Source organism: Cupriavidus sp. 94F1 (assembly GCF_057798875.1).
Window position 1 is genome coordinate 1 of sequence record NZ_JBYOJT010000002.1, and the last position, 13,734, is coordinate 13,734.

Below are 13,734 nucleotides of genomic sequence, written 5' to 3' on the forward strand. Positions count from 1 at the left end.
GCAACGCAGCGAAACGAACGAAGCGAAGCCAGCGCCGCCCGATAACACCTCAAACTTATTGAATCGTTTTTAATACCGGAGCCCATCATGTCGAACGCCAAACTGCAAGTCCTGACCCCGCGCAACAGCCAGCTGATCATCATCGACCACCAGCCCCAGATGGCCTTTGGCGTGCAGTCGATGGACCGCCAGACCATGAAGAACAACGTCGTGGGCCTGGCCAAGGCCGCGAAGATCTTCGACGTGCCGACCACCATCACCACCGTCGAGAGCGAATCGTTCTCCGGCTACACCTACCCGGAACTGCTCGACGTCTTCCCGGGCAAGCCAACGCTCGAACGCACCTCGATGAACTCGTGGGACGACCAGAAGGTGCGCGATTCGCTGGCCGCCAACGGCCGCAAGAAGATCGTCGTGGCGGGCCTGTGGACCGAAGTGTGCAACACGACCTTCGCCCTGAGCGCCATGCTCGAGGGGGATTACGAGATCTACATGGTGGCCGACGCCTCGGGCGGCACCACCAAGGAAGCGCACGACTACGCCATGCAGCGCATGATCCAGGCCGGCGTGGTGCCGGTGACGTGGCAGCAGGTGCTGCTGGAATGGCAGCGTGACTGGAAGAACAAGGAAACGTACGACGCGGTGACGGGCCTGGCGAAGGAACACTCGGGTGCCTACGGCATGGGCATCGACTACGCCTACACGATGGTGCACAAGGCCGCCCAGCGCACGCAAAGCGCCCATCCGTCGATCGCGCCGGTGCATGCGCCGGTGATCGAGTACTGAAATCCTACGGTGGGTGGCGCGGCATCGGAGCCGGGCCACCCGGAACAAGCGCATAGGCAAAAGGCGCAACCGCTATGACACGCCCTCAACAAATCGGTCGCAAGCTGGAAATGGCCGCCGTCGCCTTTGCGACGGGATTCTCGTCGCATGGGCACACCTCGTCGTCCCTTGGCATGTTGGCCGGGACGCTGGCGGTGTGTGCCCTGGTCGCCCGCAGCGCGCTCGACAAGCGTCCCGCCCCGACGGGACTGGCCTGGGTAGCGCATTGATCGCATGGCCGGGAGCGTACCCCCGTTGTAGAGCTTGTGACAGACTTGAAGTGCATGTTGCGGCCATCTACGATGCCCGGCATGGACACTTTTCACTCCGCCACCTGGCGGCTCCTGGTCATCAGCCTGCCGACGTCGGCAGCCACGGCCCGCATGCGGTTCTGGCGCGCGATCAAGGCGCTGGGCGGCGCGGCGCTGCGCGATGGCGTCTATCTGGTTCCCGACCGGGCTGAACTGCAGCCGCCGCTGCAGGCACTTGCCGACGATGCGGCGGATCAGGATGGCAAGGTCTGGCTGCTATCGGTCGTGGCCACCCAGGAACAGGAAGCCGACTATCGGCGCCTGTTCGATCGTTCGGCCGAATATGCCGACTGGACCGCTGAACTGGCAGCCGCCCGCGAGGCCATCACGGGCCTGGGCGAAGCCGAGCTGTTGCGCGTCGCGCGCCGATTGGGACGTGGCTATGACGCGATCCGGAAGATCGACTTCTTCCCCGGCGAGCCCGCGGCGATTGCCGAGGCAAAGTGGCGCGATTTCAATGCCGCCGTGGATGCCGCGCTGTCTCCTGGCGAGCCGCACGGCGTCTCCGGTGCCATCGCCAGGCGCGATCCCACGCAATACCAGGGGCGCTGCTGGGCCACGCGCAAGCACCTCTGGGTAGACCGCGTCGCGTGCGCCTGGCTGATCCAGCGTTTTATCGACCCCCATGCCAGGTTCCTGTGGCTCGATGACGTGCGGCAGTGCCCGGCCGATGCGCTCGGATTCGATTTCGACGGCGCGACGTTCACGCATGTCGGCGACCGCGTGTCGTTCGAGGTGCTGATGGCGAGCTTCGGGCTGGACGAGGACAAGGGGCTGGCCAAGCTGGCGCAACTGATCCACGTGCTCGATGTCGGTGGGGCGCCGGTCGCGGAGGCCAGCGGCTTCGAGGCCGTGCTGACCGGGGCACGCACCCGTATGCCGGACGACGACGCGTTGCTGCGCGATATGAGCCCGGTACTGGACTCCCTCTACACCCACTACGGCAGCGCCAGCCGCCGCAAACGTTAGCACCCTGGGGACATTGCACATGAATCCGCAAGACACGACCCCCACTGGGGACATCGGCCAGGACGGCCCCCGCTATGGCCTCTGGCAGCTGGTCTGCTACATGCTGCGCCTGGGCACGCTTGGCTTTGGCGGGCCGGTGGCGCTGGCCGGCTACATGCATCGCGATCTGGTCGAACGCAGGCAATGGATTACCGATGGGGACTACAAGGAGGGCATCGCGCTGGCGCAACTGGCGCCCGGGCCGATGGCCGCGCAGCTTGCCATCTATCTGGGCTATGTCCACTACCGCATCGTCGGCGCCACGCTGGTCGGCATTGCCTTTGTGCTGCCGTCGTTCCTGATGGTGCTGGCGCTGGGCTGGGCCTATACGAAGTTCGGCGGCCTGACGTGGATGCAGTCGGTGTTCTACGGCGTGGGCGCGGCGGTGATCGGCATCATCACGCTCAGCGCGTACAAGCTGACCAACAAGAGCGTGGGCCGGGACCCGTTGCTGTGGGGCATCTATCTGGTGCTGGGCGCGGTCACGGTCATTACCGAATCCGAAATCGCCTGGCTGTTCCTGGCCGCCGGGCTGCTGGTGTGGTTCTGGCGCGCGCCGCCGAAGTGGCTGCGCGAACGGGGCGTCAATGCCGTCGCCGCCGCGCAGTTGCCGATGGCCGGCGGGTTCGCCAGCAGCCTGGACTGGCCGCTGCTGATGCAGATCGGCGTGTTCTTCGCCAAGGCCGGGGCGTTCGTATTCGGCTCGGGGCTGGCCATCGTGCCGTTCCTGTACGGCGGCGTGGTGACCGAGCACCACTGGCTCAATGACAAGCAGTTTGTCGATGCCGTGGCCGTGGCCATGATCACGCCCGGCCCCGTGGTGATTACCGTGGGCTTTATCGGCTATCTGGTGGCCGGCCTGCCCGGCGCGGTGGTGGCCGCGCTGGCCACGTTCCTGCCCTGCTATCTGTTTACCGTCATCCCGGCGCCTTACTTCAAGAAGTACGGCAAGCGGCCGGCCATCATTGCCTTCGTGGACGGCGTGACGGCCGCGGCCGTCGGCGCCATCACGGGCGCCGTGATCGTGCTGGCCCGGCGCTCGCTGGTCGATGTCCCGACCGTGGCGCTGGCCGTGGTGACCGTGCTGTTGCTCTGGCGTTTCAAGAAACTGCCAGAGCCGGTGATCGTGCTCGGTGCGGCCGTCATCGGGCTGATCGTCTATCCGCTGCTGCGCGGCTGATGTCGGCCGGCGTCGGCGGATGTTCAGGAGCCAATCATGAAATGGATCACGCGAGAACGCCCCAAGATCGACCGGATTGCCTGTCCCTGGCTGGTGGCCCGGTTTATCGATCCTTCGCCGGAGTTTCTATATGTACCCGCCGGCGACGTACTGGCCGAAGCGCAGCGCAGCGGGGCGATTCCCTACGACATACCCGGCGTCGAGCTGTCGCACGTAGGCGACTTGTGCAGTTTCGACGCCTTCCTCAAGAAGTACGGCCTGGCCGACCCTTCGCTCGCCCAGCTTGCCGCCATCGTCCGGGGTGCCGACACGTCGCGGCTGGACCTCACCCGCGAGTCCGGCGGCCTCTATGCCATATCGCTGGGCCTGTCGCAGACCTTTGCCGACGACCATGACATGCTGCGGCAGGGCATGGTGATGTACGACGCCCTGTACGCCTGGTGCAAGCACTGCCAGGCCGAGACGCACAACTGGCCGCCGATCATGCCGGCCTGAAAGATCCCCGCAAAAAGTGCCTTTCAGGTATCAATCACAATACGGATGACATCAGGCGCGGCGCCGATCACGGCCTGCCGCGCCGTGCGTCCCTGTAGAATGTCGGCCTGTTGGCTGGCCACCCGGCGCTGCCCATCGGTCAACCCGGTGGGCCAGGACGCCAGATGGCCGATAGCTCACGCGTTCAGCGACCTCTGCGGATCGCCTTGCCGAATCGCCTGGATTCCGCGCCCACTTCCCGATGTTCACACCATGCCGGCCCACAACCCGGCGCGGCGGGGCAATCGTGCGCGGCGCCCGGGCCTTGCCTGGCTGTGAGCGCCAGCGGCGCCAACGGGCGCGAATGGTGCCGGTGGCGGCGATCCTGCCATCGGTGCGGCGGCACGCGTTGCCGCACCCTTAATCTCTCCTCGACATCATGAAAAAAATAGCAGCCGTTCTCCTGATCTCCGGTCTTTCGTTGCTGGCCGCCTGCGGCAAGAGCGACCCGACGCCGGCGGCAAAGCCTGCCAGCGCGGGCACCAGCATCGTCGTCGGCCTGGACGACAACTTCCCGCCGATGGGTTTCCGCGATGCCAACAACCAGCTGGTCGGCTTCGACATCGACATGGCGAAGGAAGCGGCGCAGCGCCTTGGCATGACGGTGGATTTCAAGCCGATCGACTGGAGCGCCAAGGAAGCCGAACTGAACGGCAAGCGCGTTGACGTGCTGTGGAACGGCCTGACGATCACCGAGGACCGCAAGAAGAACATCAGCTTCACCGCGCCGTACATGACGAACCACCAGATCGTCATCGTGACCGAAAAGTCGCCGATCCAGACCAAGGCCGACCTGGCCGGCCGCATCGTTGGCGCGCAGGACGGCAGTAGCGCCGTGGACGCGATCAAGAAAGAGGCAGCCGTGGCCGCCAGCCTGAAGGAACTGAAGTCGTTTGGCGACAATGTGACGGCGCTGATGGACCTGTCGGCAGGCCGCCTCGACGCCGTGGTGGTCGACGAAGTGGTGGGCCGCTACCTGGCCAGCAAGCGCGCCGGCGAATACCGCATCCTGACCGAGAACTTCGGCACCGAAGACTACGGCGTGGGCGTGCGCAAGGACGACGGCGAACTGCTGGACAAGCTGAACAAGACGCTGGCCTCGATGAAGCAGGACGGCACGGCCGCACGCATCGCCACCCAGTGGTTCGGCGCGGACATCACGAAGTAAGGACAGCCACCTTGCAGGGGGCGCAGGGTTCGGGAAAGCAAGCAAATTGCACCGGCCCTGTTGCACCTGCATCGTAATGTTTCAGCATGGACTACGTTCTTTCTCTCCTGCCTCCGATGATGGAAGGGGCCAAGGTCACCTTGACCCTGTTCGCCATCACGCTCGGGCTGTCGGTGCCACTGGGCCTGGCGCTGGCCCTGCTGCGGATTTCGGCGTGGGCGCCGGTCAGCGGCCTGGTGAATGGCTATATCTGGCTGATGCGCGGCACGCCGCTGATGCTGCAGATGCTTTTCATCTATTTCGCGCTGCCGTTCGTGCCGTATGTCGGCATCCGGCTGCCCGATTTCCCCGCTGCGGTGGTCGCGTTCGCGCTGAACTACGCGGCGTACTTCGCCGAGATCTTCCGGGCCGGCATCCAGTCGGTGGAGCGCGGCCAGTACGAGGCCAGCAAGACGCTGGGCCTGAGCTACTTCCAGACCATGCGCCGGATCGTGCTGCCCCAGATGATCGGCCGCGTGCTGCCCCCGGTGAGCAACGAGACCATCACGCTGGTCAAGGACACCTCGCTGATCTACGTGCTGGCGCTCAATGACATCCTGCGCACGGCGCGCAGCATCGTGCAGCGCGATTTCACGACAACCCCGTTCCTGGTGGCCGCACTGTTTTACCTGGTGATGACGCTGGTTCTGACGTGGCTCTTCCAACGCCTCGAAAAACGCTATGCAAGATACGATCAATGAGAACGCCGGCGTGCGCGAGCGCCCATTGATGGTGTCGGCCCGCGACATTCACAAGTCCTTCGGCGCGCTGGAGGTGCTGAAGGGCGTGTCGCTGTCGCTGCGCAAGGGCGACGTGACCGCCGTCATCGGCCCGTCGGGCTCGGGCAAGAGCACGCTGCTGCGGTGCATGAACCATCTGGAACTGATCGACCGCGGCACGCTGGAAATCGAGGGCGAAGTGCTGGCGGCCACCGACGCCAGCGGTGTGCGCTACGCCAAGGGTGCCGATCTGCGTCGTATTTGCGCCAGGATGGGCATGGTGTTCCAGTCGTTCAACCTGTTCCCGCACCTGACCGTGCTGCAGAACCTGATCGAGGCCCCGATGACGGTCAAGGGCATGTCGCGCGACCGCATCGTGCCGCTGGCCGAGGATCTGCTGCGCAAGGTCGGCCTGTTCGACAAGCGCGACAGCTACCCGTCGCGTCTGTCGGGCGGCCAGAAGCAGCGCGTGGCGATTGCCCGCGCGCTGGCCATGGAGCCGGACATCATGCTGTTCGACGAGCCCACGTCGGCGCTCGACCCCGAACTGACCGGCGAAGTGCTGCGCACCATGCGCCAGCTGGCCGACGAGCACATGACGATGCTGGTGGTCACGCACGAAATGGGTTTCGCGCGCGAGGTGGCCAGCCATGTGGTCTTCATGGACGGCGGCAAGGTGGTCGAGGAGGGCCCGCCGGCGCAGCTGTTCGGGGCGCCCGTTCAGGCGCGGACGCGCGAATTCCTGACGCGCGTGTTCTGAGGCGTGGGCCGGCCCCCGCGGCCGGCGCACCTGGCGCGTGTCGTTTTGTCGCGTTTGTATCAAAACTGTTGCAGGTAGAATGCGCACCGCGGCACACGGTCCTCGTGTGCCGACCGTGACTGCAGGTGCCGGCGAGCCATTCGCCGGTTAAACGGGAAACAGGTGCGTCGCCGATCGTCCAGATTTCGACGAGAGCGGCCATGCCTGTGCTGCCCCCGCAACGGTAAGCAGGTCGGGAACCGTCAAGCCGATCCATCCGGGTCGGCGGTCACTGCGCCAGCACATGGCGCGGGAAGGCGATGGCATCCCGGCGCGAGACGCGCCGCCCTGCAAGCCCGGATACCGGCCTGTTGTCATCATCGAAATCCATTGCCCGGGCGGGGTCGCCTGGCTTCACGATGACACACAATCTGTCCGCGCATTCCGCCGGCCGCTTGCGCTCGGCTCCGTTTCGCCCTGGCTCCGCGCGTGCGCGCCGGCCACATCTGCTGGCTGCCTCGCTTGGCACCGTCGCCAGCCTCAATTTCCCCGGTGCATGGGCCCAGGAGGCCGCTTCCGACCGTAAGGCGGGCACGCTGCCGGCCGTCACGGTCAGCGGGGCGGCTCAGCTTGACCCGCCCGGGCTGGCCCTGTCCGCGCCCGAATACACAGGCAGCCGTCTGGGCCTGACCCCGCTGGAAACACCGGCCAGCGTCGAAGTGCTCGGCGGTGAAACGATCCGGGCGCGTGGCGACCAGTCCGTGCGGGAAGCGGTGACGCGCGCCACCGGCATCACCGGCAACCCGGCGCCCGGCAACGGCGGCACGTCGCTGACAGCCCGTGGCTTTGCCGGCCAGGGCTCGGTCATGCAACTGCTCGACGGCACGCGCATGTACGTGGCCTCGGGCACGGTCACGTTTCCGTTCGATACCTGGTCGGTGGATCGCATCGAAGTGCTGCGCGGGCCTGCATCGGTCATGTATGGCGAAGGTGCCATCGGTGGCGTGGTCAACGTGGTGCAGAAGAAGCCGATCCGCGCGCCCATCGAGAACGAACTCCAGATCGCGGGCGGCACCGGGAAGACCGCGCGCGTGGCGTTCGACAGCGTCGGCAAGGTCAACGACAACCTGTCGTACCGCTTCGCCACCGCGTACAACCGCTCGGCCGGCTGGGTCGATCGCGGGGATTCGAACAACCTGATGGTGTCGGCGTCGGTGCGGCTGGACGTCAATCCGGACTTCAACCTGACGCTGTCCTATGACGACGGCACCCAGCATCCGCAGCAGTACTTCGGCGTGCCGCTGGTGAACGGCAGCCTGGACACGTCGCTGCGCAAGAAGAACTACAACGTCGGCGATGCCCAGATCAGCTACCGCGACCGCTGGACGCGCCTGAACGCCGAATGGACGCCCAACGACCGCGTCACCGTGCGTAACCAGTTCTATTACCTGACCAGCCATCGGCATTGGCGCGATAGCGAGACCTACGCGTTCCTGCCGGCAACCTCGCAGGTGCGCCGCACCGACTATCTGGAAATCCTGCACGACCAGGAGCAGGTGGGCAATCGCGCGGACCTGACGGTCAAGAGCCGGCTGTTCGGGCTGGAGAACGCCACGACGGTCGGCTTCGACATCAACAAGATCAACTTCACGCATTCGAACAATTCGCCGTATGGCGGATCGTCGACGGTCAATGCGTACGACTTCGATCCGGGGATGTTCTTCAGCCCGCCGGGCATCGTCACCTCGCCGCGCCTGCGGACCCACACCACGCAGTACGCGCTGTTCGGCGAGCATCGTATTTCCTTTACGCCGCAGTGGTCGGTGATCGGCGGCGTGCGCTTCGACCACGCCCGGCTGTATCGCACCGATCTGGTCGCCAACACGGGCTGGGAGAAAACCTTCGCCAATACCACGTGGCGCGTGGGCACGGTGTACCAGTTTACGCCGGCGCTGTCGGTCTACGCGCAGTACGCCACGGCCACTGATCCGCTTGGCTCGCTGGTGACGACCAGCGACGCACAGCGCAATTTCGAGCTGGCTACCGGCAAGCAGGTGGAAGTGGGGGTGAAGCAGGCGTTCTGGGGCCATCGCGGCGAATGGACGGTTGCGGCCTACGAGATCCGCAAGAACAACCTGCTGTCGCGCGACCCGGTCAAGCCGACGATCACCCAGCAGGTGGGCGAGCAGTCGTCGCGCGGGCTGGAGGCATCGGCCAGCGTGGAAGTGCTGCGCGGCCTGCGCCTGGACATCAACGGCACGGTGCTGCGGGCACGCTACGACGACTTCACCGAGTCGGTGGGAGGCGTGGCGGTGTCGCGTGCCGGCAATGTGCCGACCAGCGTGCCGCAGCAGGCGGCCAACGCCTGGCTGAGTTGGAGCTTCATGCCGCAGTGGACGTTCGCCACGGGTCTGCGCTACGTGGGCGGCCGTTACGCGGACACCGCGAACAAGGTGCGCGTGCCGAGCTATACGACGGTCGATACCGCGCTGTCGTGGCGCGTGACCAGGCAGGCGGCGCTGACGCTGCGCGTCTACAACCTGTTCAACCGCGACTACGCCGAATCGTTCTCGAACGGCGGCCAGCAGTGGCTGCTGGGCCGTCCGCGCTCGGCGGAACTGTCGGCAAACTTCTACTTCTGAGTGGCGTCGGGCGGTCGGTGGCCGCCCAGCCTCGCCCCCCAAAGGCCGGGAGGGCAAGACTGTCACGGAAGTGTCATATCGCGCGCTTACATTTTCGTTCGACCATGCAACGTGAGCGAATGAGCGTCGATGAGCCTGACCCTGCGGCAACGTGAAATCTTCGGCTGGCTGAATGATGCCGGCTACCTCAGTACCGAACAACTGGCCAGCCGCTTTGGCGTCAGCAGCCAGACCATCCGGCGCGACATCAACGAACTGAGCGTGCAGGGGCTGGCGCGACGCATGCACGGCGGGCTGAGCTTGCCGGCCAGCCAGCACAACATCAGCTACCTGCAACGCAGTACCGCGCATGTGGAGCGCAAGCGGCGCATTGCCGAGGCGGCCATTGGCATCGTCGAGGCCGATGCCACGGTGTTCCTGGGCTATGGCACCACGGTGGCCGACTTTGCCCGCGCCCTGCCGGACGACCTGCCGCTGCGCGTGATCACCAACAACCTGGGTGCCGTGCATGCCTTGGCCGACAAGCCCCGCATCGAAACCTGGGTCACGGGCGGACGGCTGCGTGCCGGCGATTTCGATGTGATGGGCAGTGCCACCCTGGATTTTGTACGACGTTTTCGTGCGCATGTGGCGATCTGCAGCGCCGCCGGCATTGACGCGGACGGCACGTTCTACGAATTCCAGCCGGAGGAGGCCGAATTGAGCCAGGTGTTGCTGTCGCACAGCCATCTGCGCGTGCTGCTGGCCGACAGCAGCAAGTGCCTGCGCCACGCGCCGTGCCGCGTGGCTGGCCTGGACCAGATCGACCACCTGTTCACGGACGCCGAAGCCACCGCCGCGCTGCCATCGTTGCCGGGCCTGTGCGAGCGCGCCGGCGTGGCGCTGCACCTGTGCTGAGCCACCGGCACCGCCGACTCACCTGGCGTCTTCCTTCGTCCCGGATACCGGATCGCCGCGATTGACGGCGTGATCGCCCGGCCCGCCCAACGGGCAGGGCCGTCCGCGAGTTGAACGGGTGTGTCATGCGCCACATTCGTGCGCTTGCTTTGGCGCATGCGGGACCTATGCTGAATCACACCGATCTCCGGCGTGTCACCACCACAAAAAAGGGTCCCATGGCATCCACCGCGCCTACTCCAACGCCCGCCCACGCGCCGGCCCCCCACTGGCTGCGCTGGCTGCCCGGCCTGGCCATGCTGCGCACCTACGAGGCAGCCTGGCTGCCGCGGGACCTGGCGGCGGGGCTCGTGCTGACCACGATGCTGGTGCCGGTGGGTATCGCCTATGCCGAGGCGTCGGGCGTGCCGGGCGTGTACGGGCTCTACGCGACGATCATCCCGCTGCTGGCCTACGCGCTGTTCGGGCCGAGCCGCATCCTGGTGCTGGGGCCCGATTCCGCGCTGGCCGCGCCGATCCTGGCGGTGGTGGTTGGCATGTCCGGCGGCGACCCGATGCGCGCCGTGGCCACCGCCAGCCTGATGGCCATCGTGGCCGGCCTGTTCTGCATCGTGCTGGGCCTGCTGCGGTTGGGGTTCATTACCGAACTGCTGTCCAAACCGATCCGCTACGGCTATATGAATGGCATCGCCCTGACGGTGCTGGTCAGCCAGTTGCCCAAGCTGTTCGCCATCAAGGTCGACGATGCCGGGCCGCTGCGCGAGCTGTGGTGGCTGGCGCAGGCCATCGCCGATGGCAAGGCCAACTGGTACAGCTTTGCCGTGGGCGCGGCCAGCCTGGTGCTGATCCTGTTCCTGAAGCGATTCGAGCGCGTGCCGGGCATCCTGATCGCCGTGGTGCTGGCCACGCTGGCGGTCAGTGTGTTCCGGCTCGATCACCACGGCGTGAAGGTGCTGGGCGAAATCCCGCAGGGGTTGCCGACCTTCGCGCTACCGTGGTTCAGCGGCGTGGATATCGTCCGCATCGCACTGGGCGGCTGTGCCGTGGCGCTGATCGCCTTTGCCGATACCAGCGTGCTGTCGCGCACCTATGCTGCGCGCACCCATACGCGGGTGGACCCGAATCAGGAGATGGTGGGCCTGGGCGTGGCCAACCTGGCGGCCGGGCTGTTCCAGGGGTTTCCGATCAGCAGCAGCGCGTCGCGCACGCCGGTGGCCGAGGCAGCCGGCGCCCGCACGCAGCTGACTGGCGTGGTCGGCGCCATTGCCGTGGCGGCCCTGCTGCTGGTGGCGCCCAATCTGCTGCGCTACCTGCCCAACAGCGCGCTGGCCGCCGTGGTGATCGCGGCGGCCATCGGGCTGTTCGAGTTCAAGGATCTGCAGCGCATCTATCGCATCCAGCAGTGGGAGTTCTGGCTGTCGATGCTGTGCTTTGCCGCCGTGGCCGTATTCGGCACGATTCCCGGCATCTGCCTGGCCGTGGTCCTGGCCGTGATCGAATTCCTGTGGGACGGCTGGCGGCCGCATTTCGCGGTACTGGGCCGGGTGCCGGGCCTGCGCGGCTACCACGACCTGAAACGCTATCCCCATGCGGCGCTGATCGACGGGCTGGTGCTGTTCCGCTGGGACGCGCCGCTGTTCTTTGCCAATGCCGAACTGTTCCAGCAGCGCCTGACGGAGGCCGTGGAGGCGGCGCCGAAGCCGGTGCGCTGGGTGGTGGTGGCGGCCGAGCCGGTCACCAGCGTGGACGTCACGTCGGCCGACATGCTGCGCGAACTGAGCCAGAACCTGGCCCAGGACGGCGTGGCACTGCATTTCGCGGAAATGAAGGACCCTGTCCGAGACAAGCTGCGGCGCTTCGAGCTGACCGAGACCTTCCCCAACGCCTGTTTCCATCCCACCGTGGGCAGCGCCGTGGACGACTATCTGGCCAGCATCGGCGCCCGGAAACTGGACGAATGACGATGGGCCGAGGCACGGCCAGCGGCTGGGGGTACGCCGCGTCAGCCCCCGCTGGCGCCCATCGCCCCGAACCGCCACGACAACCGCCGCGCCGCCTGCCTGACCAGCTGGGCCACCTCGCTGTCCAGCGCGCTGTCGAAGCTGCCGCTGCTGCCCATCACGGCGATGACCAGCGCCAGCGCGCCGGTGTGGTCGAACACCGGGGCGGCCAGGGTGTCGATGCCGGGCACGGGGCGGCTGACGGCGTTGTCGATGCCATCGTCGCGAATCTTGTGCCAGCGCGGGGTGGCGGCCTGCCGGATCGCCGCATCCACGGGCACACCCGCCATGCGGATCGCATCCTGCACCAGCGCCTGGGTCAATACGTCATCAGGCAGATGGGCGGCAAACGTGCGGCCGATGGCCGTGTTGACCATCGACAGCACCGTGCCCACGCGCAGGCTGACGTGCTGCGGACGCAACGCTTCTTCCAGCCGGATCACCGTGGGCCCCAGAGGGCCGAACACCGCCATCGCCACCGACAGGCCCGTGGCATGCGCCAGCGCCACCACCTCGGGCTCGGCCTCGCGCGTGGGCGACAGGCGTTGCAGCGCCACCAGGCCCATGTCCAGCGCCAGCATGCCGGCCTCGAAGTCGCCGTCGGCATTGCGCGTCAGCAGGCCGATCTTCTGCAGGCTGACCAGATGCGGGAACGCCTTGGCCGGCGCCATGCCGGCGGCGCGCGCCAGTTCGCCCAGCGATAGCGGACGGCCGGCGTCGGCCAGCGCATTGAGCAACTGGCCGGTATTGTCGAGCGACTGGATGCCGCGCTGGGGTTTGCTCTCTTCCAGTTCGGTCATGTCGCCTCCATTGCCCGCGCGATGTCGTCGATGGCCCCGCGCAGCATGCGTGCCACCGGGCCTTGCCAGTCGACGTCGATGGCGCCCGTGGAGCCGATGGCGGTCAGTACCAGGCGCAGCGTGCCGTCGGCATCGACCAGCGGCATCGCCAGGCTGCTGACTGCCGGGCTGGGCGTATCGATGCTGCGTTCCATGCCGCGCTGGCGCACGGCGGCCAGTTGATCCATGAAGGCGGGCAGGGCATCCGCGGAAGACGCACCAGCCTCTTGCTGGCGCCAGATCGGCTGCCAGTGCGCTGGCGGCTGGAACGCGCAGTACGTGCGGCCGGTGGCCGTGGTGGCCAGGGCCATGACCGTACCCACGTGCAGGTTGACGTGCAGCGGCGACCCGGCGGACGCGTAATGGACGATGGTCGGCCCCTGCGGCGTGGGCAGGCTGACGGCCACGTTCCAGCCGATGGCCGAGGCCAGCGCCTGCACGGGCGGCACGGCCGCCCGGTACGCCGGCGTGTGGTCCAGATGCAGCATGCCCAGGCGCAAGGCCAGCGGCCCCGGTTCGTAGCTGCCGTCGAGATGATCGCGCTTGATGAGCCCCAGGCGCGTCAGGCTGACCAGATAGGTATGCGCCTGCGCCGGCGCCAGTTGCGCGGCGGCGGCCAGTTCGGCCAGGGCCAGCGGCCGGCGCGCATCGGCCAGCGCCTGCAGCAGGCGGCCGCCCACCTCCACGCTCTGGATGCCGCGTTGTGTCTTGCCGGCGGATTCGCCCGGGGGTCTTGCCATGCCTGCGTGCTGCCTGTCTGTCGGAAAGAGCCCAATGGTACGCGATGCATCGCCAGCGGGCGGCCTGTCAGGCGCTTGTCGCGGCGCCTCGGC

General features: G+C 66.8%; 13 protein-coding genes and 1 riboswitch. Of the genes, 11 read left to right on the forward strand and 2 right to left on the reverse strand.

Annotation, left to right across the window (positions count from 1 at the left end; all coding sequences use genetic code 11):
* Positions 1–87 precede the first annotated feature (87 nt).
* From AC3FJ6_RS04080 to AC3FJ6_RS04130, 11 genes are all read left to right on the forward strand, one after another.
* Complete coding sequence (locus AC3FJ6_RS04080; RefSeq protein ID WP_488770788.1) at positions 88–786, forward strand: hydrolase; 699 nt, start codon at positions 88–90, stop codon at positions 784–786.
* A 74-nt stretch (positions 787–860) separates the two neighbouring features.
* Complete coding sequence (locus tag AC3FJ6_RS04085; RefSeq protein WP_488770789.1) at positions 861–1,055, forward strand: hypothetical protein; 195 nt, start codon at positions 861–863, stop codon at positions 1,053–1,055.
* A gap of 81 nt (positions 1,056–1,136) precedes the next feature.
* The gene (locus AC3FJ6_RS04090; RefSeq protein WP_488770790.1) at positions 1,137–2,105 is read left to right on the forward strand and encodes a chromate resistance protein ChrB domain-containing protein; all 969 of its coding nucleotides are present in this window, start codon (positions 1,137–1,139) and stop codon (positions 2,103–2,105) included.
* 19 nt (positions 2,106–2,124) lie between these two features.
* On the forward strand, positions 2,125–3,324 hold the full coding sequence (locus AC3FJ6_RS04095; protein WP_488770791.1) for a chromate transporter: 1,200 nt from the start codon (positions 2,125–2,127) through the stop codon (positions 3,322–3,324).
* Between the two features lie 36 nt (positions 3,325–3,360).
* Positions 3,361–3,819: a chromate resistance protein ChrB domain-containing protein gene (locus tag AC3FJ6_RS04100; RefSeq protein WP_488770792.1), complete on the forward strand. Its 459-nt coding sequence runs from the start codon at positions 3,361–3,363 to the stop codon at positions 3,817–3,819.
* Positions 3,820–4,237: 418 nt separating this feature from the next.
* Complete coding sequence (locus tag AC3FJ6_RS04105; protein WP_488770793.1) at positions 4,238–5,026, forward strand: amino acid ABC transporter substrate-binding protein; 789 nt, start codon at positions 4,238–4,240, stop codon at positions 5,024–5,026.
* An 86-nt stretch (positions 5,027–5,112) separates the two neighbouring features.
* Positions 5,113–5,766: an amino acid ABC transporter permease gene (locus AC3FJ6_RS04110; RefSeq protein ID WP_153946491.1), complete on the forward strand. Its 654-nt coding sequence runs from the start codon at positions 5,113–5,115 to the stop codon at positions 5,764–5,766.
* A 28-nt stretch (positions 5,767–5,794) separates the two neighbouring features.
* A complete protein-coding gene (locus tag AC3FJ6_RS04115; protein ID WP_153946796.1) occupies positions 5,795–6,544 on the forward strand; it encodes an amino acid ABC transporter ATP-binding protein in 750 nt (249 codons plus the stop codon).
* Positions 6,545–6,650: 106 nt separating this feature from the next.
* Positions 6,651–6,909, forward strand: a riboswitch (cobalamin riboswitch).
* Positions 6,910–6,942: 33 nt separating this feature from the next.
* On the forward strand, positions 6,943–9,165 hold the full coding sequence (locus AC3FJ6_RS04120; RefSeq protein WP_488770794.1) for a TonB-dependent receptor: 2,223 nt from the start codon (positions 6,943–6,945) through the stop codon (positions 9,163–9,165).
* A gap of 129 nt (positions 9,166–9,294) precedes the next feature.
* Positions 9,295–10,062: a DeoR/GlpR family DNA-binding transcription regulator gene (locus AC3FJ6_RS04125; RefSeq protein WP_488770795.1), complete on the forward strand. Its 768-nt coding sequence runs from the start codon at positions 9,295–9,297 to the stop codon at positions 10,060–10,062.
* 218 nt (positions 10,063–10,280) lie between these two features.
* On the forward strand, positions 10,281–12,023 hold the full coding sequence (locus AC3FJ6_RS04130) for a SulP family inorganic anion transporter (protein ID WP_488770796.1): 1,743 nt from the start codon (positions 10,281–10,283) through the stop codon (positions 12,021–12,023).
* A 41-nt stretch (positions 12,024–12,064) separates the two neighbouring features.
* Here AC3FJ6_RS04130 and AC3FJ6_RS04135 read toward each other — a convergent pair whose 3' ends face one another.
* Together AC3FJ6_RS04135 and AC3FJ6_RS04140 are read right to left on the reverse strand one after the other, a co-directional pair.
* Positions 12,065–12,862: an IclR family transcriptional regulator gene (locus AC3FJ6_RS04135; RefSeq protein WP_488770797.1), complete on the reverse strand. Its 798-nt coding sequence runs from the start codon at positions 12,860–12,862 to the stop codon at positions 12,065–12,067.
* A complete protein-coding gene (locus tag AC3FJ6_RS04140) occupies positions 12,859–13,641 on the reverse strand; it encodes an IclR family transcriptional regulator (RefSeq protein WP_488770798.1) in 783 nt (260 codons plus the stop codon). Before AC3FJ6_RS04140 ends, AC3FJ6_RS04135 begins: the two co-directional genes overlap by 4 nt.
* Positions 13,642–13,734 lie beyond the last annotated feature (93 nt).

Excerpts from the sequence above, each read along its gene's own strand:
- AC3FJ6_RS04135 (WP_488770797.1), bottom strand. The coding sequence starts at position 12,862 with ATGACCGAACTGGAAGAGAGCAAACCCCAGCGCGGCATCCAGTCGCTC.
- AC3FJ6_RS04120 (WP_488770794.1), top strand. The coding sequence starts at position 6,943 with ATGACACACAATCTGTCCGCGCATTCCGCCGGCCGCTTGCGCTCGGCT.
- AC3FJ6_RS04110 (WP_153946491.1), top strand. The coding sequence starts at position 5,113 with ATGGACTACGTTCTTTCTCTCCTGCCTCCGATGATGGAAGGGGCCAAG.
- AC3FJ6_RS04115 (WP_153946796.1), top strand. The coding sequence starts at position 5,795 with ATGGTGTCGGCCCGCGACATTCACAAGTCCTTCGGCGCGCTGGAGGTG.
- AC3FJ6_RS04140 (WP_488770798.1), bottom strand. The coding sequence starts at position 13,641 with ATGGCAAGACCCCCGGGCGAATCCGCCGGCAAGACACAACGCGGCATC.
- AC3FJ6_RS04130 (WP_488770796.1), top strand. The coding sequence starts at position 10,281 with ATGGCATCCACCGCGCCTACTCCAACGCCCGCCCACGCGCCGGCCCCC.
- AC3FJ6_RS04105 (WP_488770793.1), top strand. The coding sequence starts at position 4,238 with ATGAAAAAAATAGCAGCCGTTCTCCTGATCTCCGGTCTTTCGTTGCTG.
- AC3FJ6_RS04100 (WP_488770792.1), top strand. The coding sequence starts at position 3,361 with ATGAAATGGATCACGCGAGAACGCCCCAAGATCGACCGGATTGCCTGT.
- AC3FJ6_RS04125 (WP_488770795.1), top strand. The coding sequence starts at position 9,295 with ATGAGCCTGACCCTGCGGCAACGTGAAATCTTCGGCTGGCTGAATGAT.
- AC3FJ6_RS04080 (WP_488770788.1), top strand. The coding sequence starts at position 88 with ATGTCGAACGCCAAACTGCAAGTCCTGACCCCGCGCAACAGCCAGCTG.
- AC3FJ6_RS04085 (WP_488770789.1), top strand. The coding sequence starts at position 861 with ATGACACGCCCTCAACAAATCGGTCGCAAGCTGGAAATGGCCGCCGTC.
- AC3FJ6_RS04095 (WP_488770791.1), top strand. The coding sequence starts at position 2,125 with ATGAATCCGCAAGACACGACCCCCACTGGGGACATCGGCCAGGACGGC.
- AC3FJ6_RS04090 (WP_488770790.1), top strand. The coding sequence starts at position 1,137 with ATGGACACTTTTCACTCCGCCACCTGGCGGCTCCTGGTCATCAGCCTG.